Below are 22,473 nucleotides of genomic sequence, written 5' to 3' on the forward strand. Positions count from 1 at the left end.
AAATGGAGCATCCCGATGTCATCCTCTTTAATGAATATGAACCGTCGCAATTTCATGGCCACGGCGGCCATCGCCGGGGCGGTCACGATGATCAACCCCGCACTTTCCTTTGCGACCGGCGCATCTTCAGACGAAATCAAGCCTTTCAAGGTGAACATCCCTGATAGTGCCGTCACGGAACTCAAGCAGCGTTTGGCAATGGCCAGGTGGCCGCAAAAAGAAAACGTCGCGGACGACTCGCAGGGCCTTCAGCTTGAGCAGTTCCGTTCCCTCGTCGACTACTGGCAGAATGGCTACGATTGGCGGAAGATCGAGGCAAAGCTCAACTCGCTTCCAATGTTCATCACCGAGATCGACGGACTGGACATCCACTTCATTCATGTGAAGTCGAAGCACGAAAATGCAATGCCGCTCATTATGACCCACGGATGGCCAGGCTCCATCCTCGAGATGATGAAGGTCATTGATCCCTTGACCGACCCGACTGCTCACGGCGGTAAGGCAGAAGACGCATTCCACTTGGTGGTTCCATCGATTCCCGGCTTTGGCTTCTCTGGAAAGCCAACGACCACTGGCTGGGGTTCGGATCACATCGGCCGGGCATGGGGAACGCTCATGAACCGTCTTGGATATGAAAAATTCGTCTCCCAGGGTGGCGATTGCGGATCAGTCATCTCGCAGCGTATGGCTCACCAGAACGTGCCAGGCCTTCTTGGTATCCACCTCAGCATGCCGGCCGTTGTGCCCAAGGACATTGCCCACAGCCTGGCCGCGGGTGATCCGCCGCCCGCTTCGCTTACCAGCGAAGAAGTGGCGACATACAAACAGCTCGCTGATTTCTATCGTGAAAATTCTGCCTATGCTGCCATGATGGTTTCCCGCCCGCAGACCATCGGCTATTCCCTCGTCGACTCGCCGGTCGGTATGGCAGCGTGGATGTACGACAAGTTCGTAACTTGGACGTACAGCAACAAGCAGCCGGAAAAGGTCCTCACCCGAGACGAGATGCTCGACGATATCTCGCTGTATTGGTTCACTGAGACGGGAACGTCGGCCGCTCAGATCTACTGGGAGGACAAGACCAACAACTTCAATGCGCTCGACAAGATCGAGTCAGTTCCCGTTGCGGTCAGCATCTTTCCAGGAGAGATCTTCCAGGCACCCAAGTCGTGGGTCGATCGCGCCTATGGCAATCTGATCTACTTCAATAAGGTTGCTAATGGTGGGCACTTTGCGTCCTGGGAGCAGCCGGTACTCTTCACTGAGGAAGTTCGCGCGGCATTCCGGTCACTTCGCTAACAACTGGTTCTCTGCGGCCGTTACTTTGGAGCGGTCGCAGAGAACCACCCAATCCTTGGTCATCGTTGTGCACTACGACGAGCGCGGCTGGTTAGGTCAAACGGATGAAGAAGAAGATCACGCTATTTCTAGTCGCCATGCTCTTTGGCGGTAGCATCATCTGCAATCGCGTAACACCGCTCATCTTTGGCCTGCCACTCTTTTTCGTGTGGACGATCTTCAGCGTAGTGCTGATTTTCGCGATGATGTGGCTTCTGTTCCAATCGGACCCGCAGAACAAGCGGCAGGACACTGACCACGAAGGCTGGCTAGGCTGAAGGCCGATAGCCGCCCGGCCATCTTTCCATTTTAAGTTCCTACAAACTCCGGCCTAGAAGCATAGGCCGATAGCGGAGGTCGAAGCCTTGCGTACGAAAACAACCCACAGCGACGCGGACAGATCGTCGCGACGCCTATTGCTGCTCTTAGGCGTCTTCCTGATAGCAATGAATTTGCGAGCTCCTTTCACGGGCGTCGCTCCGTTGCTCGACATGTTGAAAGACACCTTCGATCTCAATGCAGCCCAGGCTGGTCTCCTGATCACACTACCGCTTCTGGCATTCTCTATTGTCTCACCATTCGCAGCAGGCCTCGCTGGTCGATTTGGGCTAGAACGTACGCTGATGATGTCGCTGATCGTTATCGCCGGCGGAATATTCGTAAGGTCTTCGGGATCAGGGCTGGGCCTTTACATCGGAACCGCGATTATTGGTGGGGGGATCGCAATCGGAAACGTGCTTCTTCCAAGCATACTCAAACGTGATTTTCCCGATCGAGTGGCGTCACTGACTGCCGCGTACGTTCTTGTCATGGGGTGCACTGCTGCAGCCTTGTCGACGTTGGCAGTTCCGTTCGCGCAAATGGAAAATTCGGACTGGCGGCTAGCTCTAGCGGCATCCGTGCTGCTTCCGATTCTGGCGGCTCTAGCCTGGTTGCCCCAACTTCGTTCAAACGGCACAACCGTGATGTCTAACAAGAAGGCAGCAGTTCAGGGCCGCATATGGCATTCACCATTGGCATGGCAGGTGACGCTATTCCTGGGACTTGACTGCTTTCTTTATTATGTAGGCGTGAGTTGGTTACCCGCTATCCTCCGCGACGCCAGCTTCACCGAGGCACAAGCGGGTTCGATGCATGGAGTGCTTTTGCTTTCCACGGCATTGCCTGGATTGGTCCTGATCCCGCTAGCGCCCCGAATGAAGGATCAGCGCCATGCGGCCTGCCTGCTCGCCCTTTCGATTATGATCGGCTTAATGGGACTGCACATTTTGCCGAGCCTCGCCGTGCTATGGATCGTGTTCTTCGGTTTTGGCGCTGGTGGTGGTCTGATTCTGGCATTGTCATTCGTAAGTTTGCGGACAGTCAACGCCAGCGACGCGGCAGCTTTGTCAGGAATGTCGCAATGCATTGGATATCTGCTCGCCGCGACGGGGCCGACATTGGTAGGCTCAATCCATGATGTGTCGGGCGGCTGGGGTACCCCCCTTATCGTATGTGCTGCTCTCAGTATTGCAATGGCCGTGGTGGGCTTGCTCGCAGGTCGAAATGTCCAAGTCACGCTCGAAGTAACCTCGCGTCCGGGGAGTGCGAGGTAGAGGGCCGGCATCCTGCGTCAATTTTAAGCTGATGGTGGGGCGGAGCGTGTTGTATGTGCTCCGCCTGCATGTATGTCCTTAATTGGATACTGCCATCCGCTAGTGGGCAGCCCAACCCGCTAGCTTTTCCCCATAGGATTTTACGGCCCAATGCAATCCTGTGTCTCCAAGAAGAAGCCGCAAAGGTGGGGCACTTGCGTCGATTAGGTCCATAATCGGCTCCACTGACGAGCGCGGGTCGTTGACTGGCTCATTCGCGAGAGAAGCGCGAAGCTTCGCTCTTGCGGCGTCGTACGCGCCAATCGGGTTCGAGAGGCGCAAGGATGCCGCGGACTTGAACTCTGTCGCGAAAATGGTGGGCTCGACAATGGTTACGCTGATGCCGAGATCGGTGACTTCCTGGTGAAGAGATTCCATCATCCCCTCTAAAGCCCACTTTGATGTATTGTACATTGAAATGGTCGGTTGTCCCATCAGTCCACTTACACTCGAGACCGTAATGATATGACCACTCTTTTGTCTCCGCATCACAGGCAACAGTGCCTGCGACATCCACAACGCGCCAAACAGATTGGTGTCGAACATTGCGCGCGCGTCCCGTTCCGAAACCTCTTCTAGAGCACCTGCCAGGCAGTAGCCGGCATTGTTGATCAGCACATCGATCTTCTCAAATCGATCTTCAGCACTCTGGACCACGCGAAACGCATTCTCTCGGTCTGTCACATCATGTTGTAACGCCAAGAACTTCTTACCGTGCCGTTCGGAAAGGTCCGCGACCGTCTGCGTGTCTCTAACGGCGGCAATTACATTGTGACCCCTGCTTACCGCGGCTTCGGCCCACAGTCTCCCAAAGCCTCGGGAAGCTCCGGTAATTAAAATGGATTTTGTTTGCGTCATCGATCGACTCCTGAGGGTTTCCGAAAGCGCAAATCTAAGCCGCATTTTCGTAACTTGGGCTGCCGATATCGCTACAGCTGTAGCTTTGATGCGAAATTCGGCTTCGAGTTTAACATCGGCCCGTGGTTGTCGAGCGTCTTAGCGTAACCCAAGTCGGAGAGTGACCGTCGTAGCACTGGCCGCTTTATGTTAAACGTTCGGCTAGTCTGATGTCGTGTGCAAATGCCCTTTCGAGAGGACATGGCCACGTTGTAACGAGAAAGTCCGAACTACCGCGTCGGGCTCAACCGGCGTCACGATCGGCCGGAACAAACGTCCCGGTCGGTGACGCCTGCCAGGGCATCACCGACCGCATTTGCAAAGAACACACTCGTTCCATGCACATCGGAACTCCGAGCGACTATCGGCCCGTCGGGGTGCGGGCGGCGGTAGCCAATCTTCGCCGCTTTGATTGTCCGATGAACGTCCTGCCACGAACCGAGTTCGGTGGGCACCTTCCCATTCTTCCATGGACGGGAAACGCACCCTCCCGACACAGCCGGCAGGAGGTCCGGGTATTCATTACGAACGGTTGAAATGGGCTTGCGGCCGACAGTTTTTCGCCCGACCATATATCTGAGAGAGCATAAGAACTCGCCCTGCCGTTCCGAAGATGTCACCCTTTCGCGCCCGTAAGGGTGTAGCTGGGCATGTATCACGGAGACTGAAGCGGCTGTGCGAGGCTCGATCAAAAGGGGCGCTTGTAGCGTCTGTGCTGTCGGGGCGAGCAACGCTCCGATCCCGCCTCACGAGGCCGGGACGGCAATGGGAAACCGGGCCATGGCGCATTGGCGGAGGGAGGATGTTCCACCCAGATGCCACCTCGTCGCGATGCCCAGGGCTTGGCGTCGTGCCAGAAGCGAAAGCTTTTGAGAATGCAGTCGGCACCAGCGGCTTCAACCGTTTGTGACGAATAGCCGAAGTCCTTGATTCCAGCCAGACGCGCAATGCCGCGTAGAGCTATCTTTGTGGCCGACGCGCAGGCGCGTGACGCATCGCAAGACGGGCGCAACGCGTCAGCATCTGCACGAAATACTGTTCTTGCAAAGTAGTAAAACAACCTATTTAGCGAGCGGCTCTTGCCACTCGACCTCAACTTGCCAAGGCCCTTCTCCGGCACGATAGGGCCGCAGCGGTGCTCGCGCGCCTTGCAGATTACTCGGTCGCAGACCGCGGATCGGTTGCGGTGTCAGCTAGAAAGGATGCAGTTGCGATTAGTCGCGGGTTTTGCGTACCTGGCGGCATATAGACAGCTCGCAGGTTGTGTCGTCTGCGGTCTGGATCTGCTTTGGGACTATCTGGTTGGTGTCGCACTGATGTTCGTTTCGAACATAGCGATCGTAAAGCGTCAGTCCCGCAATCCGTTCAGAGGGATAGCGAAGAATGACTGCACCATCGCGGTCAACGATGTCTTTGGCCATTTCGCAAGTAAGCGACGCCGCAGGCCTCCTCTCGATAGCAGAGGCGACATTTGCGGCGAAGACAGACGTCCCCACTGCCGCGATCACGGTTGTCACCCGAGTTACCTTTGGTAGGCAGGCAATTGTTGCAACGCGGCGCGTAGCGGCGAGGGGGCTGGTTACAGCGTTCATGGTCATTGGGATGTGCCTTTTGTCTTAGCCTATAAGTTGGCGGTTTCGTCGATCGAGTGTCGTCGACACTGCGGCGAGTTGCTCCGGCATCCTAAATGAATGCCGGAGGATGACCTCACTTGCTGCTCGCAGCTGCCTTTTCGATAAGCTTAGCTACGGTGTCAGGGTGAGACACCATGAGGACGTGAGATGCGCCCTTGACGACGACTGTGTCCTTCGCCTTTGCCCGCTCCGCCATCCACGCCATCGCGGCAGCAGGGATATTCTTGTCAGCGTCGCCGTAGACAAACCACGACGGAATTTTCTTCCATGCGGGTTCGCCAGCCGGCTCTTTCAATGCCGCCTCGGTGATCGGACGCTGACCAGCAGCCATCAGCTTTGCTTCGGCTGCAGGCACGTCGGCCGCGAACTGACTGCGGAATTTCGACTGCTCGATGTAAAGGTCGTGTCCACCATCCGGCAGGGTCACAGGAGCCGCTAGGGTAGGAGCCAGAGTGGAGCCAGGAAATTTTCCGCTAAGTTCTGCCGCACTCTCCCCCGCGTCGGGGGCAAACGCCGCTACGTAGACGAGTGCCTTTACATTGTCATGGCCATTTGCAGCGTTCGAGATCACGCTACCGCCGTAGGAGTGACCTACAAGAATGACTGGTCCTTTGATGCCTGCGAGGATCGACGAAACGTAAGCCGCATCGCCCTTGACGCTGCGAAGCGGATTCGCGGCACCGACAACCGGATAGCCATCTGCTTCCAAGTCCTTGACAACACCGTTCCAGCTATTGGATTCGGCGAAGGCCCCATGGACCAGCACCACCGTTGGCTTCTGGTCCGCCACTGCAGGTCCGGCAAGAGCCATTGCTCCCAATGTGAACGCGGCGAGAATGTGAGGATTGAGGGGCATTGTGATCTCCTGTTGGTAAGAATGACCACATCATATGACCCTCGCCATGTATCCCCGTTATGTCGAGAAAATGCTACTGTGTAAGCAAGTATGTAGGAGGGCGCCTCTGTACAGATCGATACAATTAATTCGGTTCGGCTTGCACTCGATACCAAGCCGTTAAGAGCTTTGGACCCAGCGTTACGATCGTAACAAAGGGCGGGTCACATGAAACGAAATTGTAGCGTCAGTCGCGGAAACAGCGACGATCAAATCGTTGTCTTGAAAGCATTCGAGGTCGGCATGAGCGCACTCAACTATCAGTCTTCAATACACCCGTTGGTGCTCGGGGCGAGATCGCTAGGGGACGCGCTTATCGAACGAAGCAGCGAGACTGCTGATCTGCGCCGACTTCCAGAGAGTACGGTTGATGACCTCAAGCAGAGAGGGTTGATGAGTGCGCTCGTGCCAAAAGACCTTGGTGGTGCTGAAGTCGGTCTCGATGTCTTTTACGACATTGTTCAGGAGCTAGGAAAGGTCGATGGTTCGGTCTCCTGGACCTACTCGATTATGGGGTCCGCGAGCTGGATGGTTTCCACGTTCTATTCCGAGGCTGTTAGCCGAGAGGTATTTGAGAGTGACAACCCCCTCACAAGCGCTGTGCTCGCTCCCACCCGGATATCGGCGCAGAGAGTCGATGGTGGCGTACGCATCAACGAAGGCGAGTGGTCGTTTAACAGCGGTATACACCACGCAGGTTGGAATATCCTGGGGATTCCCATTATCAACGAGCAGGGAGTTCCAACTCATGTATTCCATGGGCTGGTGCCCGTCTCCGCACTTACCATTCTGGATGATTGGAACTCCATTGGTCTTCGTGGTTCGGGAAGCTCTTCGGTCCGGGTCGACAATCTGTTCATCCCCGACGAGAGGTTGATTTCACATGAGAATATTCTCTCAGAGGTGTATCCCAACGACCGCGTGAGCTTGTCGACGCTTTACAAGCAAGCTGTCGTACCGACGATCATGGTCAAGATGTCCTCGACCGCTATCGCGATAGCCAAAGGTGCGCTCGACCGCTTCATTGACAACTCAGTGAAGCGGAAGATTGCAATGACTTTCTATCCAAAGCAGAGCGACGCCCCGGTTACCCATCTCCAGGTGGGTGAGGCGACAGCGAAGATTGATGCCGCTGACACAATCGCGCGGCATTCAATCGACGAGATCGAGCGAGCTGCAAAAACTGGGCGTAGATTCACCAGAGAGCAGAAGGCACGAATTTGGCGTGATGCGGCTTTCTCGTCTCGTCTTGCGTGGGAGGCGGTGGATTTGTTGGCGGACGCGTCCGGAGGCAGTTTCGCCAGAGAGGATAACTCGCTTAACCATTGCTGGCGTGACCTTCGAGTAGCGGTCTCGCACGCCGGCCTGTCGATCAACACGGTCTATGAAGTCTATGGCCGGGTCATCTACGATCTTCCATCCAACACCCCGCTGCTTCCGGGTTGAACTCGCGGAAGACGCTTAGGTCAACTAAACCTCGAAGATCGAAAAACGCATCGCTTCCTCAACGAAATCGGAAACGATTTTCGATGGTTTGGAGTTCGCTGGGAGAAGCAGAAGCGATTTGAAATAGATCGCAGGCTCAAAGGCGTGGATGGAGAGACCTTTCCCAATATAAGGCTCCGCTGTTATGGGATTGATCAGTCCGATGCCCAACCCTGCTTGGACCATTGCGCAGACCGTGGTCGAGTAGGGCGTCTCGAGGATCACCCGCGGGTGTGAGTTCGCGCTCGCGAAGACTGCTTCAAGCGAGCGGCGTGTAGTGTCCTCCGGAGAGAGCGCAATGAACGGTTCTCCGTTGATATCCGCGGACGTTATTACGTCGACCGACGATAGGCGATGGCCCATTGGAACGGCAATTGCCGCCCGATAACGAGCGAAGGGGCGCGCATCTACTCCTGCGACATCGATTTCATCCGCGGCGATCCCGGCGTCAAGTTGGCCAGATGCGACGAGGTCGCGTATCACCGAGGACAACTGCGCCTGAAAGTTTACGGCGACACCTGGATGTCTCCGGGTGAAGGCGTGAAGGGCTTTTGGCAAGACATTCGTGCTAAGTGCCGAAAGGCTACCAACACGAATTTCGCCGGCACCGAAGTCTCTGATCCTCGCCGCAGCACTGTTTAGGTGGACTAGCCCCTCGTATTGCGCTTCGACTTCTTTCAAGAAGAGCCTTGCTTCTGCGGTGGGCCAAATTCTTCCCTTTTCCCGCGTGAACAAGCCGAACCCGATATCGTGCTCAAGTTCGCGGATAGCCTTGCTGACCGCAGGTTGCGAAATGCGAAGAATTTCGGCTGCTTTCGATGCGGTCTGGTTCCGCATGACGGCACGAAACACTTCAATCTGTCTGATGTTCACCTGTTGCCCCTATAACCAAATCGATGTCGCAGCCGTGGAATTGATATTGGACGGAATAGGACATCTCATGATGTAGTCCGTCAAACGATTTTCGCGGAGATGAAGATGAAGGACCTTACTCAGTGCGTTTTGACGCCGCACGTCAGGACGGATGGCTTCGATAGCCTCGGCGTCGCAACTTATCGGGCATCAACGATCGTGTTCAAGAACGCCGAAGAATATGCCAGACGCGGAGAGCGTGGGCACGATGGGTACAGTTACGGCCTTTACGGAACTCCCACGACCCGAACTCTAGAAGAGAAATTGACCGCACTTGAACAGGGAGTGCGGACCTTCCTCGTCCCCTCTGGGCAGGCAGCAAGCTCTGTGCTGATGCTCGCGTTTCTGAGTGCAGGGGACAAAATACTTATCGCTGACAGCGTCTACCCACCCGTTCGAGACTTTGCCAACACCGATCTCGCCCGGTTTGGGATTGAAGTCGAGTTCTATGATCCGACCTCGGTAGCAGATATCGAGAGACGGGTCGACGCAAAGTCAAAGATCGTTTGGTGTGAGTCTCCCGGTTCGACGACGATGGAAGTCCAAGACCTCCCACGCATTGTCCAGATCGCCCATCGCCATGGAGCTTTGGTTGGATGCGATAACACGTGGGCGACACCACTGAACTACAAGCCGCTCGCACTTGGTGCTGACATGGTGACCGAAGGGCTCACGAAATTTATCTCCGGTCATTCGGACATTCTGATGGGCTCGATAACCGTCAACAATCCTGATTTGATTGGGCCCATACGCTCAACGCTCGGGCGCTTGGGCGTTGGCACGTCGCCCGACGATGCTACCCTTGTTCTCCGCGGGATCGAGACTCTCGGCGTGCGGCTCGCACACTCGAACAGAGTTGCGTCTGTCCTGATCGATTTGCTCAAGGACAACCCACACGTGGCGCGGATTTTATCTCCGGCGCTTCCAGATTCTCCAGGCCACGAAATATGGAAGCGAGACTTCGCGGGCTCAAGCCCGGTGTTCAGTTTACAGCTGACGCCAGAAGCGACCAAACATGCGTCAGCCGCACTTGATGTCCTCAAGACTTTCGCGATCGGCGCGTCTTGGGGTGGGACTAGAAGCCTTATCGCGCCGATGTCCGTGAAGTCCAATCGAACGGTTAGGGCATGGGAAGGCGATGACCTATTGCTGCGTTTGAGCATCGGTCTTGAGGATATCGACGATCTCAAAGCCGACCTTGTCGCTTTGTTTGGCGAGATATCGTCCCGCACTGCCGGCACACTTGCGTAACATCGGCCGACCCTTAGTGCAGCCTCCCATACGGAGGCTGCACTAAGGGTCGGCCGAGGCTCGATGACGACGGAAGCTCAGTTTCGGTTCGCGGTGAACACTACCGATCGCAGCCTGGTGTCCTGTAAGTATAGGCCCAGCCAAGTAGCGGTGCCGAGGACAAGCGACACGAACTGGGGCGGCGACAGTATCTCGCCTACCCGGAGGTGCGTGCAGATAGCGCCACCCAGGAACCCCGTAATCATAACCGCTCCGAGAAACGCGGTAACGGGAACCGCGTATAGGAGTGCTGAGACTATGCAGAGAGCACCGATCATAGGCGCTAAATGTAAGGGAAATTGCGCTGCCTCCATTTCCGCCTGCAGGAGGTTGGGTGCGACGAGATTGACCGCACCATCTGCAACCAGGGCTGCAATCACAAAAACGGACAGAATACGACCGATCATGACTGACATCTTGTTTCCTATCGAATTTGATTATTGTGAAGGTGTGAGCCGACGGAGGTTCAGCTTCGTACGGAGTTCGAATCCAATTCCACCGAAGAAGGCTAGGGCGGCCTTGTTGGTGCCATGTACGTGCACGTAGGGAATGCGGCCGATCGAAACGATCTTGCCTGAAACGTATCTACTGAGCAGAGACGCAAAGCCGCGTCCTCGGAATTCCGGGTGTGTGCAGACACCGCTTAACTCGACGAAGCCTGGCTGTCTCATACGCTGTCCTGCCATGGCGACAAGTTTGCCCTGTGCCTTCACTCCCCAAAACGGCCCTAGTCGCTGAGACTGCAGCGAGAATGGGCCGGGCTTCGTCAGTTCGGCCAACTCCATCATCTCGGATGCGTCGGCCTCAGTCAGCAACTCTATCTCTGGATCGTGGATAAGCGGGAGGCGTTTGCTCAGAACCAACTGATGCAAGCTGAAATATCCGAGAGACGTCATACCCGCTGGAATCGGGATGTCATCCAGCTCGAACATAGCAATCATTTCGTCCGCAGACGGCATTTGTGCTAGGTCGTCCATGCTCTCTTTTGTGAGGTCCAGAGCTGCCGCAAAAGGACCTATTGCCTCCGGATATCTCCACGCGCGTCCGAGCCTTACCGCAAACTCGGCGTGATCCGTCTGAAGAGCGCTCCAAATGGGTCGATCTAGAATGTGTTTCATAGGTCTGTCCTAACGCACAGGAAGGGTGGCTTCTTCGTTTGAGGAATGTCCGCCAATATCTCCAGGTTGGACGTTCAGAGACTTTCGAGGAGGGGGCTATACGACCGACGATAAAGTTTTGTGCCGACGCTTCTGAGAATGAGGCCACGAACGAAGTCGGGCGCACTGCGAAGTTTGTCGCGGGCATGTGACTGCTCGCGAACCCATGAAACTCGCTCTCTCCTGCGGGCTTGGTAGCTCGAGAGCGCATCGGCGAGCGATGGGCGGCGCGACACGCATTCGCTAAGCACGATCGCGTCTTCAATTGCCAGCGCTGCACCCTGCGCCATGCTCGGCGAGGACGCATGAGCAGCATCTCCAATCAAAACGAGATGGTCGGCTATGTAGTCGCGAAGAGGCACTTCTTCTATCAAAGAGCGATGGGCAATTGTCTCGTCGTTCAGGCCTGCGACGACCGATCCAACGGGGCCAGCGAAGTTCTTGAAAAGGTGCCTCAGCCGGGAGATAGACCCACAGCGAAACATGTCGTGCGGGCAGTCGGCATATATGTAGAGCTTGGAATGTGTCAGCGGAATGCCAAGTAGCGTTAGCTTGCTTCCGAGCATTGCTGTCCAGTCGGTAACTGCCCCCCGATGGTCGATAAGCAGTCTCCATGCACCCAGCCCAAGGGCGACGGGGGCAGAATCGGGAAACTCCGCGGCACGTAGAGACGAACGAATTCCGTCGGCTCCAATAATCAAATCGTAATGTTCGAAGCTTCCGTCGGAGAAGTGGACCTCCCTCTTGCCTGCGCGCGCGAGGGTGTGCGTAACAGTCGTGTCGTATTTGATGGAACTGCTAGAAAGCGAGAACCTTAAAATATCGAGGAGCGACTGTCGTCGCAGCGTCACGCATGGACCGCAATCCGCCCATATTGACTGGGTCTCGACAGAGTTGAGAATGGAACCCCGCGGCGACGTAATAGTCTGTCGTTGAATAGGAAATGCAACGCTTGAGACTTTGTGCTCCAAGCCGAGCTGGCGTAGAGCGCGCATCGCGTTCCCTAGCAGGAATATGCTGTGGCCTGCACTGGGAGATGCACTTTGCCGTTCGACGATGTCTGGCGAGAACCCCTGCATTTCGAACGCTCTAGCGGCTGCAAGCCCCCCGATCCCGGCCCCCACAATCAAAATCTTCAAGTTCTGGCTCCGTTGATTGGCCGCGTTGTCGGCCGTCCAACTCCCCACTTAAAGGAGCCCCGTTGCAAATCGGCTTCAAATCCAATTGGTCAGATTTCAATTGTAAACGGCGTACGGGGCAAGCCTTTCGTCCGTCGCCGGTTTCAGGTGTAATCAGTTTTGGGACGCTTAAAACAGCGCGGTAATTGTCCGGAACGTAGAAATCTGCAGCGTAGCAATGCAGAGGAGACTGGATGATGTACCGGCATAATATAGCCAATTTGCATGGTGAGTTCATCACGGATGGAGGGATGAACACGACCCTGATGTTCCGGCACGGCATCGAAATTCCGCTTTTCGCAACTTTCGTCCTTATGGATACAAGCGAGGGTAGGCAGCAGCTCAGAGCCTATTATCTCGAGTACATCGAACTGGCGCAGAAATATGGAAAGGGGCTCATTCTCGAAACGCCAACATGGCGTGCAAATCGTGATTGGGGTCTGCGGCTTCGCTACGATCTGGCCCAACTGGACAGGGTCAATCGGGAATCTGTGCAAATGCTGATCGGATTGCGGGACGAATTCGGTGACGAGAGATCTCGGATAATAATAAATGGTACGATCGGTCCACAGGGTGACGGTTATAAACTATCTGACCTTTCGGTTGAGGAGGCTCAAGAATATCACAGCCACCAAATCGCGTCGCTGTCGAAAACTGACGTTGACATGGTGACTGGATACACTTTGACCACGGTCGCCGAGGCCACCGGTATCGCTCTTGCGGCAGCCAATCATGGGGTTCCGAGTGTGATATCGTTTACTGTCGAGACAAATGGCCGGCTACTCGACGGGACATCGCTTGGCGAAGCGATAAATCAGATTGATGCTGCGACAGGCCGATCCCCTGCCTACTACATGATCAACTGCTCTCACCCTTCCCACATTATGCCTGGCCTAGATCCTTCGGCGGAGTGGTCATCGCGCTTGCGCGGGGTGAGGGCAAACGCTTCCAGTCAAAGCCACGACAGCCTTGATGGGGCCGAGCAGCTTGACGCCGGCGATGCGCTTGACCTGGCCGAACAGTACAAGACCATGACGCGGAGTCTGCCGGCGATAAACATCTATGGTGGCTGCTGTGGGACCGACTGCAGCCATGTCGCGGCAATTTGCGAGGCCTGTCGCTAGGCTCGACGGTAGCGCGCTTGCCGAGGAACACTTCTATTGCCATGGTTGTAACTCGGCAAGCGCGTACGCAATGTCGAACCATAGGGCAGCAGGCGAAGTTCGGAACCAAAGCTACCCAAGGGCGTGAAGAGCGACGCTCGTCTTGCATCATCCCTTTACGGAAAGCAGCAACTACGACTAGCCCAGCAGCCTCGTATCTGATCGCCGCCAACACTCCGATACATCTCGGGGCGTTCACCGACACATCTCAGATACATCGCTAGCGCAAACATCTTTTGGTTGAACCGGACGAGTTCTCGGTTGCAGCGAAGTCGGCAGCATCGTGTGCCGACCACACGAAAGGCGTGGAGATGAGTCTCAAAACAACTACACTCACTGGCGTGGCCGTACTGGCAGCCGTTATAGGCTTCAAGGAGATCCTTCCGGAAACACTCGGACCGATTCCGTTTGTTTCTGACACCTCTGGTACTAAGCAAATTACGGGTTCGCCGTTGGCAGCGGGAACCAAAATCAAAGAGGTTGCTGCTCCTGGAGTAGGGCCACTTCCGGCCTTAGGCGAATTTCCCTCACTCGCAGGTGCTACCGGCTGGTTGAACTCCGAAGCTCTTTCGCCCCAAAGCCTCAAGGGCAAGGTGGTCCTCGTTAACTTCTGGACCTTCGCCTGCGGTGACTGTGTTAGTGCTCTACCGACCATAAAGTCGTGGGCGGAAGCGTACAAAAAAGATGGGCTAGTGGTGGTAGGTGTCCATTCGCCTGAATTCGCCTTCGAGAAAAAACGCTCGAGCCTTGAACAAGCCGTGAGCCGCTATGGCGTGGACTATCCGGTGGCGATCGATAACGACTTTTCGGTCTGGAAGGCGTTTGAAAATGTCTACTGGCCGGAACAGTACGTCATCGATGCAGATGGTATCGTTCGCTACCATCATCTCGGTGCCGCTGACTACAACACGACGCAGGCCGTGATCGAGGCATTGCTGAAGTCGCGGAAAGCGTCGCAGGCGGCCTCGACAACTCTTCCAACCACAAGCGGTACGGCCCAAGCAGCACCAACGGGCTAGACGGCCCGACACTTAGGTGTGTTAGCTGCCAAGTCCTGCGGCACTATCTGTTGTTTTTGAAGGTTCTGCCGCAGGTCGCTATCAGTGTTTGGGTTCGTTCAGTGACCGCTTCGCTGAAAGCATCGACATTAACGTGATCCCCTGCGCCAGGAGTTGTTCGACTGCCACCAGATCCAATTCGCCAAAGTGAAGCCGACAACCGCGCAAGGTGCATGCAATGCTATAGGCGTTTGCAATCAATCTGCTATCGCCGCTCTCCTCGGCATTCGCCGACGCGCTTTCGAGTGCCTCTACGACGTTAGATACAATTTCGGAACGCTCGCGAGCGCTCATCTCGGTGAGTGTCTTCGAATTGTCTTCCATTTTTAGTGTCTCGATTGAATGGGGGGCTATTCGGATTTGCGTGCGGAATTGGGAACTTCGATAATCTCCTCTTGATCGCACGAAATGTGGCCTTTTGGTTGCGCTCGATTTTCGCCGGCGATTGACGGTGATGAGGTTCTCGCAGTCTCATGGAGATATTGGCTCGCTGATGTCTCTTTGCAAACCATCTCCATTCCTTACCGCTGTAGTGACAACGATCGCCGGTTCCTTGAGGAACTCCGCCGCGTGCAGTCGGCTGCCATCAGGACCGCCTATTCTAATGCGCAGCATCCGGACGGAACGAAGCGGTCGGAAAAAGACGTCCGCGAGATCGTCAAATCGAGGTTCACCAAGCACGGTCTCCTCGATAGTTGGGCCATGCACTGCGCGACGCGCGTTGGCGTTCTGAAACGAAAGCTCCGGCCCGAAGGGCACATGGTGTTTGGCGGTCGGGCTGGGCTTGAGCGTCGACGAAAAGGTCTGATCTCAAACGACGAGTGGAAGCGGATGAGACTGCATCCATTTGTCAGTTACGGCGATAGTCAGAAGGTCCGTGGCAACCAGAATATCCATCTCCTTAACGACACGACCATCGTTGTGAAGATTGGCCGCAAAGAGGATGGCGGAAGGTCTGGCCGTACATTAACTCGAACGGCTTGTCTTGACCTCGCAAGGATGCGCGGAGCAGCGGCGACGATCATGCACCAACTGGCGGAAGTATGTGCGCAGCCGGAAAAGGCGCAACGTATCAATGTCAGTTACTCGATCACCGACACGCATGTCAGCGTGACTTTCGATCCGATCGACCTGCCGAACCACCCGCAACGACGCCGACCGGTGGCCGCGAAGAAGGGTCGCGCGCTCGGTATCGATCTCAATCCAAACTGGATTGGCCTGGCGGTCGCCAAAGTCATCGGTGATCCGTCGAGAACCGAAGACACTGAACTACTCGAAGATGCGCTTGTTAAGCTCGACATGGCCGTCGATGCGTCGCCGGAATTGGTGCGAGAGACGCTCGCAGCCGTCTGCGACCGTGCTATTTCCATGGCGCGAAAGCACCGCTGCGGCACGATCGTGCTGGAGAAGGGTTTGGGCAAGTTGAGGTCGAGTGGGAAGAGCCGCTCCCTCAACAGGCTCCTGAACTATTGGGCAAGAACGGTGTTTGTGCAGATGCTGACGCGTCGCGCGCGTCTTGCAGGGATCGATGTGCTTGAGGTTTGGGCGGGGTATTCCTCGACCATCGGCAACCTCGCCTTCGATGCCCCCGACGCTTGCGCGTCGGCCACAGAGATAGCCAGACGCGGAATCGCCCGTCTGGCTGGAATAAAGGACGTCCTGCCGGCTCTCGAGGAAGGGTGCGTTTCCCGTCTATGGAAGAATGGGAAGGTGCCCGCCGAACTCGGCTCGTGGCAAGACGTCCATCGGACAATCAAAGCGGCGAAGATTGGCTACCGCCGCCCGCACCCCGACGTACCGATCGGTGCTCGGGGTTCCGATGTCCACGGAACAAGCATGTTCTGTGGGCATGCGGTCGTCCGCCTTGGCAGGCGTCACCGACCGGGACTGTTGTTCCGGCCGACGCCGGTCAAGCCGGACGCAGTAGTTCGGACTTTCTAGTTACAACGTGGAAGTGTTCTCGCAAGCGAGCGTTTCCACACGAAAATCCGAATAGCCAATGGGGCTGATCGCTGCCAGAGAGCGCTGCCGTCGTATATGGCGATGCTGCCCGGCCCGACCAAGTCATGGCTGATGCCCAGCTGGCGCATGGCAAACCTGGCTCCTGCAGCACACCACATTGCGTTACAAATTTGGCTGATCGCGAAATATCCGAGACACTTGGGTTAATCACAAAGGGAGGCGACGAAACCTGTCGCCGCCAGTCGGCCAACTGTGAAGGGATGCTCTCAATGAGGAAGACAGCACTAGCGTTGCGGCATGTGCATTTCGAAGACCTCGGCTCGTTCGGTGACGCTCTAGCCGCGTGGGGGTACGAGATAAGATACAGCGACGTAGACGACGTGTCCTTCTGCGAGGGCGATCCATGCGCAAGCGACCTGTTGATTGTCCTTGGCGGTCCAGTAGGTGTGTACGAAGACTCTTACCCATTTCTGGATGTCGAATGGAAGTTCATCCGCACACGTCTCGAGGCGGGCTTGCCAACCTTGGGAATTTGCTTGGGCGCACAGCTCATCGCTTCGGCACTCGGTGAGAGGGTCTATTCGACAGGACTCAAGGAGATCGGCTTCTCCCCGCTGACTGTCACAGAGGAGGGGAAGGAGAGCCCATTGGTTCACTTTGACGGTGTGCAAGTACTCCACTGGCACGGCGACACTTATACGCTCCCCGTAGGAGCGCTAAACCTCGCATCGACGAGTGTTGTCGAACAGCAGGCGTTCTCCATTGGTCCGAATGTGCTAGGAATACAGTTTCACCCCGAAGTGGAGACGGATGGGCGGTTCGAGCGATGGCTCATAGGTCATTCGTCGGAACTAGCTGGTTGCGGAATTGACATTGAAGGATTGCGGACCGATGCCCGAATGCATGGACAACGACTCAAGATGGCGGCGCACATGATGCTCCAGGACTGGTTGACGGGGCTCGAGCTGCAGCAATGAGCGGATATCAACTCCTCAGTTTGCGCATCGGACCCTTAGCACCCCTCGGCCCTCGATGTGTCGAGAGCGGCATACGCAAAAAGCAGGTGCACGAGCCGTTGCGGCTGTCAGCTCTTGGCTTCGAGGGGGATATGCAAGGCGACCGGGAGAGGCACGGCGGGCCCGAAAAGGCAGTCCACCACTATCCTTTTGACCACTACAGCAAATGGAACGACGACCTGGGTGGGCATCAGATGCTTGAAGAGCCGGGGGCGTTCGGCGAAAACCTGTCGACCGTCGGCATCACTGAACGATCTGTTGCCGTAGGCGACGTCGTCTCGCTTGGCTCTGCAATCGTCGAAGTAAGCCAAGGTAGGCAACCCTGCTGGCGGCTGAACGAGCGTTCTGGTCGCAAGTCGATGGCGCATGAAGTCCAGTCGACGGGCAGAACCGGATGGTACTATCGCGTGCTTCAGGAAGGCGTTGTAGAGCCAGACGCACATCTGGCATTGATCGAGCGAAAGTCCTCCGAGTGGACGCTCGCCAGGATCTGGCGCGCCTTCTATGTGGATACGCTCAACGTCGAGGAGTTGCGAGGCATCGCGGCCATCACGTCGCTCGCCGACAGTTGGCGGAGCTATGCGGTGCGCCGTCTGGACAGCGGCAAGGTTGAGGACTGGTCCAGACGGCTAAATGGTAATCCAGGTCGTTAGGAGCTTGCCAAGACGGTGAGGGGACCCACTCGGCGAATTCCCGCATGCCCGTCCACTCTTGGAAACTCACCTACCACCGACATTCTCGGCATCGCCGTGAGTATCGCCGATAGGCCCTCCTCGAGCTCCGCCTTTGCTAGTGCTTCCCCTAGACACCTGTGTGGCCCGCCGCCGAAGGCCTGATGCCATTTTTGACGTGGACGATCGATTACAAAGCAATCCGGATCGGTGTATCGGTCTGGATCGCGCATCGCAGAAATCGATGACAGGGTGATGACTGAACCTCCGGGAACTGTCATCCCATCAAGAACGATATCATCTGTAGCAAAGCGAGTTATCGACGCAACCGAAGGCTCAAAGCGCAACGACTCCAGTACGGCAGAGGGAATCAACGATGGATCGTCGCGAACGGCCTGTAGCTGATCGGGGTGCTGGAGAAGAAGCGAAACAAGGATGACCATTGCTGCGCGCGTGGTGTCCGTTCCGCCAATAATCACCGTTACTAGCTGCTGTATTTCTTCCGCTGCAGAGAGGTTGCCGAGTTCATCGACTGCTCGGATGTACCTTGATATGAAATCGTCTTTTGGTCGTGCGCGGCGCGCGGCCACGAGTGATTCCACGTACGCCATCAGCTCGGAAGCTGCTTCGTTCAGGTCAGGGAGCTCGTCCATCGCCCATGAGGGGCTGATAGCACGCGAAACCCTGTATACCACGTTTGTGAAATGCGGAATGTCGCTCGGATCGATGCCCAAGATCGATGCAATTGTAGAGGCAGGCAAAAGCGACGCGAAACCGTCTCGTATCTCGAACGGACTACGGAGATCGGCTGCCTGAAGTATCGCTTCGCATTGCGCTTTGATCATCGGACGCAATTCCTCGATCATGCGGAAGGCAAATTGACGCGTCATTGGCGTTCTACGGTTACGATGGACCTCGCCGTTTGAAAACAGCATGCTGCCTTGGACTAGGTCGAATAGGCTACCGTGGGTCACGCCCCGTAAGGTCAGGGCCTGTGTTTCGATCTGTTTAGTCGCCGGATGGACTAGCAATTCGTCCACATCGTTTGCGCGAAGGATCAAATAGATGCCATCCGACCGGCGGAAGAACGGCATCTGGTTCCTCATTGCCCCAAGGATAACGTGAGGACTTTCATCGAGCTGAGCCATTGTCAGGTTCTCAGGTTCGAAATTTAGTGTGTTTTGCATCGTCGCCTCCATGATTGGGGACGACGATGCCTTCGCGATGTTCCGTATGCGTAACAAAAAGCCGCACGTTTGTTGCAGGTGTAATGTCCGAGGCTCTATCGGAGCGAGTTGAAGGCGGCCCTCAGGTCCCTAGTCAGCGCCTCTGGCTGCTCCCAAGCCGCGAAGTGTCCGCCCTTTTCGTGTCGATTATAGTAGATCAGGTTAGGGAATGCCTGCTTTGCCCAGCTTTCGGGAGCTTGGTACAATTCGTCTGGGAAGGCGCTGACAGCGACCGGGAGCTTAACGCCCTTAGGCGCAAAGAACGCCAACTTGTTTTCCCAATAAAGACGTGCCGACGACACCGCAGTATTGGTCAGCCAGTAGAGAGTGACGTTGTCCAGAACGTCGTCACGCGTCAGGCCTTCTTCATGGCCATCAAATACGCGAGCGATCAACTGATAGCTCTTCGCATCATGATCCAGCATCCACGAGGCTAGACCGATCGGTGAGTCCTCTACTCCGTAAAGGGTCTGTGGCCGCGCGGTCATCTCCTGTGCATAAGCCAAGCCGTGCTTGTAGAAGAAGTCCAACTGCCCATAGGCACGTTTCTCGTCGGCCGAGAGGTTCGCCGGGGCTGGCTTGCTCGCGTCCAACGATTTTTGGATTTCGTCTGGAACAGCGCCTGGCATGTTCGTATGGATGCCAAGAAGACCTGCAGGGGCTTGAACGCCCATCTGCTCAGTTACCGCATCACCCCAGTCGCCACCCTGTGCAACGTACTTCGTGTAGCCCAAGCGCTTCATGAGTTCGGCCCATGTACGGGCAATACGACCGGGCTCCCACCCCAGTTCGGTAGGCTTTCCGGAGAATCCGTACCCCGGCAAAGAGGGAATCACGACGTCGAACGCGTCAGCCTCAGTCCCGCCGTGGGCAGTGGGATTCGTCAGCGGATCAATGATTTTCAGTTGCTCGATGATCGAACCCGGCCAGCCGTGCGTGACGATCATTGGCAACGCGTTTTTGTTCTTAGACTTCACATGAATGAAGTGGATGTCCACGCCATCGATATTGGTGACGAACTGGGGAAGGCTATTTAGCTTCGCTTCCACGCGACGCCAGTCGTAGTCGGTAGACCAATACGCTGCCAGCTTTCTCATTGTTTCGCGCTGGACACCTTGGGTGTCGTCTTTGACCAATTCTTGGCTCGGCCATTTCGTGGCCGAGATACGTCGACGCAAGTCAGCAAGTTCTTCGTCGGTGGCGTGATACTGGAATGGTCTGATGGACTTGTCGTCCGGCCCTTTCATCGAGAGATCGGCAGCGGGGGTGGGCGTGGCGGCAGTCTCGGCGTGTGAGGACATTGGCAGTCCAGTGACAATGAGCAGCGCAGTGGTTGCGATGAGTCTGCTGAGATTGGAATTGGTCAACATTAGGTTCTCCAGTTTAAGTTGGGAGTTCGCTTTCCATGGCGCGCAAAGGCTCGCCCGATCGCCAGCGGCGATCGGTGAAGTTTGGTATCTGGCTAGGGCCGTAGGATGCCTTATCTAAACCCCATAAAGCCCACGTGGGAATGACCCAAGGCCAAGTCGGTCGAGGGCTGACAGCGGCGCGCGGAATGTGACCCTGACAACACCGGGATTACGCCCGATCTCGATTGCGCCCGCGACGGTCGCTCGATTTCTGACTTCATCGAAACTCATCCCAAGAACTTCGGCGGCGCGGGTAAGTCCGTTGTCGGTGGCCTTGTTGAGGTCGGCTCCGGTGCCGATGAAAGTGACCGGTGCATCTGCTTCGATCTCCGCAACACCATGTCGGGCGGCTACAGCTCGAGCAGAATGAAGCTCATTCTCCGTAAGCGGCCGAGCGAGATAGGGTAGGTCGTCAGCTACAGGGAAGAGTATCGGACCGTCAATTTTCAGTCCCTTGATCACATGGACTTCCAGGACCGCAGTGCCAGCCACGTCTGCCGTGTGTCCGGCGATTTCACCATCCCCTTGGAATGCGTGCATGTCGCCTAGATAAATGCCTGCTCCCGGTACTTTCACGGGGCAGATCAAGACCGCGCCTTCACGAACCGTATTCACGTCCAGATGGCCGTCTGTCTTGTTAGCCAGCAACTGCTCTTCGGTTAAAGAGTACTCGTGCGGTGCATCCAGAAGAAAAGCGCCGAAATCCCCGGCATTGTGTGAGTCCGGCATCGCGATAGACGGGGTAGTGCCGAGTTGGCCGAGGAACGGACGCAGGCGTGTGGCCACAGCAACCAAATCGGAGGGAGCAAAGGTCAGAACCGGGTTCTGGACGGACGTATCGGGCACGGCCATGACCGCTGCGGCTCGATGTGCCATTTCCTCTGCGGCGGACTTGCCGACAGTTAGACCGACCGTCCGCTCGTCGTCGAATGCGATTGTATAGCCGTGCGCGATCGTGAACGGTGTCGCGTCGGCACCGCATTTTACGCATCGGATAGCAGTTTGACCGATCCCTTCGATCCTTGTATCCGGCCATTTAGTGCCGCAGCCAGGGCAGACACCCGCGCAGAAAGGGTCTCCGTTGAAACGTCCCGCCATCGCCTCGTCACTTCCAGAGGCCGAAGCGGACGATGTGACTACCAGCGATCTGATTCTGATAGCGATCGCGTCGCCAACCTCTGCTCCCTCTACCGCTACAGGTCGGGTTACCTCATGGCCACCACGGATGGCAGGAGTGATCATCGGCCCCCAGCAGCCCGGTGCCGTGTTGGCAATGATAATACCGCCGTCGGCGACCGGCCCCAACATCGGTAGCGCAGGGTCCAAAACCCCGTTAGTCAACTCTGTAACAAAAACCGACCTCGCGCCGACCGTGCTGCTTTTCGATCTATCTGTCATCGCATCCTCCTCTATCGCACCGGCCATCTTCCGGGCCGGACGCTCAGAGGTGTATGAGGGATTCACGTATCTCCCATGTGTCTAACGATCCCTACATTTGTAACCGTGTGTAGATGGTGGCTCCTAAAGCAGGCCAATAAAAGACTATGA

20 protein-coding genes are annotated in these 22,473 nt (G+C 56.2%); 10 read left to right on the forward strand and 10 right to left on the reverse strand.

Annotated features, from left to right (window positions below; genetic code table 11):
- Nucleotides 1–15 precede the first annotated feature (15 nt).
- From D460_RS0121990 to D460_RS0122000, 3 genes are all read left to right on the forward strand, one after another.
- The gene (locus tag D460_RS0121990; RefSeq protein WP_026283399.1) at nt 16–1,299 is read left to right on the forward strand and encodes an epoxide hydrolase family protein; all 1,284 of its coding nucleotides are present in this window, start codon (nt 16–18) and stop codon (nt 1,297–1,299) included.
- A gap of 104 nt (nt 1,300–1,403) precedes the next feature.
- A complete protein-coding gene (locus tag D460_RS33515; RefSeq protein WP_018900754.1) occupies nt 1,404–1,616 on the forward strand; it encodes a DUF3311 domain-containing protein in 213 nt (70 codons plus the stop codon).
- Between the two features lie 87 nt (nt 1,617–1,703).
- On the forward strand, nt 1,704–2,933 hold the full coding sequence (locus D460_RS0122000) for an MFS transporter (RefSeq protein ID WP_026283400.1): 1,230 nt from the start codon (nt 1,704–1,706) through the stop codon (nt 2,931–2,933).
- A gap of 99 nt (nt 2,934–3,032) precedes the next feature.
- On the opposite strand, the gene D460_RS33520 is transcribed toward D460_RS0122000, so the two are convergent.
- Complete coding sequence (locus tag D460_RS33520; RefSeq protein WP_018900756.1) at nt 3,033–3,830, reverse strand: SDR family NAD(P)-dependent oxidoreductase; 798 nt, start codon at nt 3,828–3,830, stop codon at nt 3,033–3,035.
- 1,746 nt (nt 3,831–5,576) lie between these two features.
- The gene (locus D460_RS0122015) at nt 5,577–6,314 is read right to left on the reverse strand and encodes an alpha/beta hydrolase (protein WP_051110822.1); all 738 of its coding nucleotides are present in this window, start codon (nt 6,312–6,314) and stop codon (nt 5,577–5,579) included.
- Between the two features lie 327 nt (nt 6,315–6,641).
- Between D460_RS0122015 and D460_RS0122020 the strand changes: the two genes are divergently transcribed.
- Nucleotides 6,642–7,844 carry an acyl-CoA dehydrogenase family protein gene (locus D460_RS0122020; protein ID WP_196809354.1) on the forward strand — a complete coding sequence of 401 codons (1,203 nt, stop codon included), beginning with the start codon at nt 6,642–6,644 and terminating at the stop codon, nt 7,842–7,844.
- Between the two features lie 24 nt (nt 7,845–7,868).
- On the opposite strand, the gene D460_RS0122025 is transcribed toward D460_RS0122020, so the two are convergent.
- On the reverse strand, nt 7,869–8,756 hold the full coding sequence (locus D460_RS0122025; RefSeq protein ID WP_026283403.1) for a LysR substrate-binding domain-containing protein: 888 nt from the start codon (nt 8,754–8,756) through the stop codon (nt 7,869–7,871).
- A gap of 105 nt (nt 8,757–8,861) precedes the next feature.
- On the opposite strand from D460_RS0122025, the gene D460_RS0122030 reads away from it, so the two are divergent.
- Nucleotides 8,862–10,046, forward strand: coding sequence for a PLP-dependent aspartate aminotransferase family protein (locus D460_RS0122030; RefSeq protein WP_018900761.1), 1,185 nt, complete (start codon nt 8,862–8,864; stop codon nt 10,044–10,046).
- A 77-nt stretch (nt 10,047–10,123) separates the two neighbouring features.
- Here the strand turns inward: D460_RS0122030 and D460_RS0122035 are convergent, their stop codons facing one another.
- The 3 genes from D460_RS0122035 to D460_RS0122045 all read right to left on the reverse strand — a co-directional run bounded on the left by D460_RS0122035 (nt 10,124) and on the right by D460_RS0122045 (nt 12,381).
- Nucleotides 10,124–10,501, reverse strand: coding sequence for a DoxX family protein (locus tag D460_RS0122035; RefSeq protein WP_018900762.1), 378 nt, complete (start codon nt 10,499–10,501; stop codon nt 10,124–10,126).
- A gap of 21 nt (nt 10,502–10,522) precedes the next feature.
- Nucleotides 10,523–11,062, reverse strand: a complete 540-nt coding sequence (locus D460_RS0122040) for a GNAT family N-acetyltransferase (protein WP_245267782.1) — start codon at nt 11,060–11,062, stop codon at nt 10,523–10,525.
- 215 nt (nt 11,063–11,277) lie between these two features.
- Entirely contained in the window at nt 11,278–12,381 is a 1,104-nt protein-coding gene (locus tag D460_RS0122045; protein WP_155947814.1) for an FAD-dependent monooxygenase, read from the reverse strand.
- Between the two features lie 233 nt (nt 12,382–12,614).
- Here D460_RS0122045 and D460_RS0122050 point away from each other — a divergent pair, with 233 nt between their 5' ends.
- Together D460_RS0122050 and D460_RS35285 are read left to right on the forward strand one after the other, a co-directional pair.
- Complete coding sequence (locus D460_RS0122050; protein ID WP_018900765.1) at nt 12,615–13,544, forward strand: homocysteine S-methyltransferase family protein; 930 nt, start codon at nt 12,615–12,617, stop codon at nt 13,542–13,544.
- 350 nt (nt 13,545–13,894) lie between these two features.
- Nucleotides 13,895–14,602 carry a redoxin family protein gene (locus D460_RS35285; RefSeq protein WP_081619946.1) on the forward strand — a complete coding sequence of 236 codons (708 nt, stop codon included), beginning with the start codon at nt 13,895–13,897 and terminating at the stop codon, nt 14,600–14,602.
- A gap of 81 nt (nt 14,603–14,683) precedes the next feature.
- Here the strand turns inward: D460_RS35285 and D460_RS33525 are convergent, their stop codons facing one another.
- The gene (locus D460_RS33525) at nt 14,684–14,965 is read right to left on the reverse strand and encodes a hypothetical protein (RefSeq protein ID WP_018900767.1); all 282 of its coding nucleotides are present in this window, start codon (nt 14,963–14,965) and stop codon (nt 14,684–14,686) included.
- Between the two features lie 177 nt (nt 14,966–15,142).
- Between D460_RS33525 and D460_RS0122065 the strand changes: the two genes are divergently transcribed.
- From D460_RS0122065 to D460_RS0122075, 3 genes are all read left to right on the forward strand, one after another.
- Complete coding sequence (locus D460_RS0122065) at nt 15,143–16,582, forward strand: IS200/IS605 family element transposase accessory protein TnpB (RefSeq protein WP_018900768.1); 1,440 nt, start codon at nt 15,143–15,145, stop codon at nt 16,580–16,582.
- Nucleotides 16,583–16,872: 290 nt separating this feature from the next.
- Nucleotides 16,873–17,580, forward strand: a complete 708-nt coding sequence (locus D460_RS0122070; RefSeq protein ID WP_026283406.1) for a glutamine amidotransferase — start codon at nt 16,873–16,875, stop codon at nt 17,578–17,580.
- Entirely contained in the window at nt 17,577–18,272 is a 696-nt protein-coding gene (locus D460_RS0122075; RefSeq protein ID WP_018900770.1) for an MOSC domain-containing protein, read from the forward strand. Before D460_RS0122070 ends, D460_RS0122075 begins: the two co-directional genes overlap by 4 nt.
- Here D460_RS0122075 and D460_RS0122080 read toward each other — a convergent pair.
- The 3 genes from D460_RS0122080 to D460_RS0122090 form a co-directional block, all read right to left on the reverse strand.
- Nucleotides 18,269–19,477, reverse strand: a complete 1,209-nt coding sequence (locus tag D460_RS0122080; RefSeq protein WP_026283407.1) for a cytochrome P450 — start codon at nt 19,475–19,477, stop codon at nt 18,269–18,271. The two genes, D460_RS0122075 and D460_RS0122080, sit on opposite strands and share 4 nt — an antisense overlap.
- A 95-nt stretch (nt 19,478–19,572) precedes the next feature.
- A complete protein-coding gene (locus D460_RS0122085) occupies nt 19,573–20,886 on the reverse strand; it encodes an epoxide hydrolase family protein (protein WP_018900772.1) in 1,314 nt (437 codons plus the stop codon).
- A 114-nt stretch (nt 20,887–21,000) separates the two neighbouring features.
- Nucleotides 21,001–22,323 carry an acetamidase/formamidase family protein gene (locus D460_RS0122090; RefSeq protein WP_026283408.1) on the reverse strand — a complete coding sequence of 441 codons (1,323 nt, stop codon included), beginning with the start codon at nt 22,321–22,323 and terminating at the stop codon, nt 21,001–21,003.
- Nucleotides 22,324–22,473: the final 150 nt, after the last annotated feature.

Origin of the sequence: Rhizobium sp. 2MFCol3.1, assembly GCF_000377565.1 — a bacterium.
Lineage (GTDB): Bacteria > Pseudomonadota > Alphaproteobacteria > Rhizobiales > Rhizobiaceae > Rhizobium.

What these genes read in the sequence shown, in the direction of transcription:
- D460_RS0121990 (WP_026283399.1), top strand. Translation starts at nt 16, where the DNA reads ATGTCATCCTCTTTAATGAATATGAACCGTCGCAATTTCATGGCCACG.
- D460_RS33515 (WP_018900754.1), top strand. Translation starts at nt 1,404, where the DNA reads ATGAAGAAGAAGATCACGCTATTTCTAGTCGCCATGCTCTTTGGCGGT.
- D460_RS33520 (WP_018900756.1), bottom strand. Translation starts at nt 3,830, where the DNA reads ATGACGCAAACAAAATCCATTTTAATTACCGGAGCTTCCCGAGGCTTT.
- D460_RS0122015 (WP_051110822.1), bottom strand. Translation starts at nt 6,314, where the DNA reads ATGGCTCTTGCCGGACCTGCAGTGGCGGACCAGAAGCCAACGGTGGTG.
- D460_RS0122020 (WP_196809354.1), top strand. Translation starts at nt 6,642, where the DNA reads ATGAGCGCACTCAACTATCAGTCTTCAATACACCCGTTGGTGCTCGGG.
- D460_RS0122030 (WP_018900761.1), top strand. Translation starts at nt 8,862, where the DNA reads ATGAAGGACCTTACTCAGTGCGTTTTGACGCCGCACGTCAGGACGGAT.
- D460_RS0122035 (WP_018900762.1), bottom strand. Translation starts at nt 10,501, where the DNA reads ATGTCAGTCATGATCGGTCGTATTCTGTCCGTTTTTGTGATTGCAGCC.
- D460_RS0122040 (WP_245267782.1), bottom strand. Translation starts at nt 11,062, where the DNA reads ATGGACGACCTAGCACAAATGCCGTCTGCGGACGAAATGATTGCTATG.
- D460_RS0122050 (WP_018900765.1), top strand. Translation starts at nt 12,615, where the DNA reads ATGATGTACCGGCATAATATAGCCAATTTGCATGGTGAGTTCATCACG.
- D460_RS35285 (WP_081619946.1), top strand. Translation starts at nt 13,895, where the DNA reads ATGAGTCTCAAAACAACTACACTCACTGGCGTGGCCGTACTGGCAGCC.
- D460_RS33525 (WP_018900767.1), bottom strand. Translation starts at nt 14,965, where the DNA reads ATGGAAGACAATTCGAAGACACTCACCGAGATGAGCGCTCGCGAGCGT.
- D460_RS0122070 (WP_026283406.1), top strand. Translation starts at nt 16,873, where the DNA reads ATGAGGAAGACAGCACTAGCGTTGCGGCATGTGCATTTCGAAGACCTC.
- D460_RS0122075 (WP_018900770.1), top strand. Translation starts at nt 17,577, where the DNA reads ATGAGCGGATATCAACTCCTCAGTTTGCGCATCGGACCCTTAGCACCC.
- D460_RS0122080 (WP_026283407.1), bottom strand. Translation starts at nt 19,477, where the DNA reads ATGCAAAACACACTAAATTTCGAACCTGAGAACCTGACAATGGCTCAG.
- D460_RS0122085 (WP_018900772.1), bottom strand. Translation starts at nt 20,886, where the DNA reads ATGTTGACCAATTCCAATCTCAGCAGACTCATCGCAACCACTGCGCTG.
- D460_RS0122090 (WP_026283408.1), bottom strand. Translation starts at nt 22,323, where the DNA reads ATGACAGATAGATCGAAAAGCAGCACGGTCGGCGCGAGGTCGGTTTTT.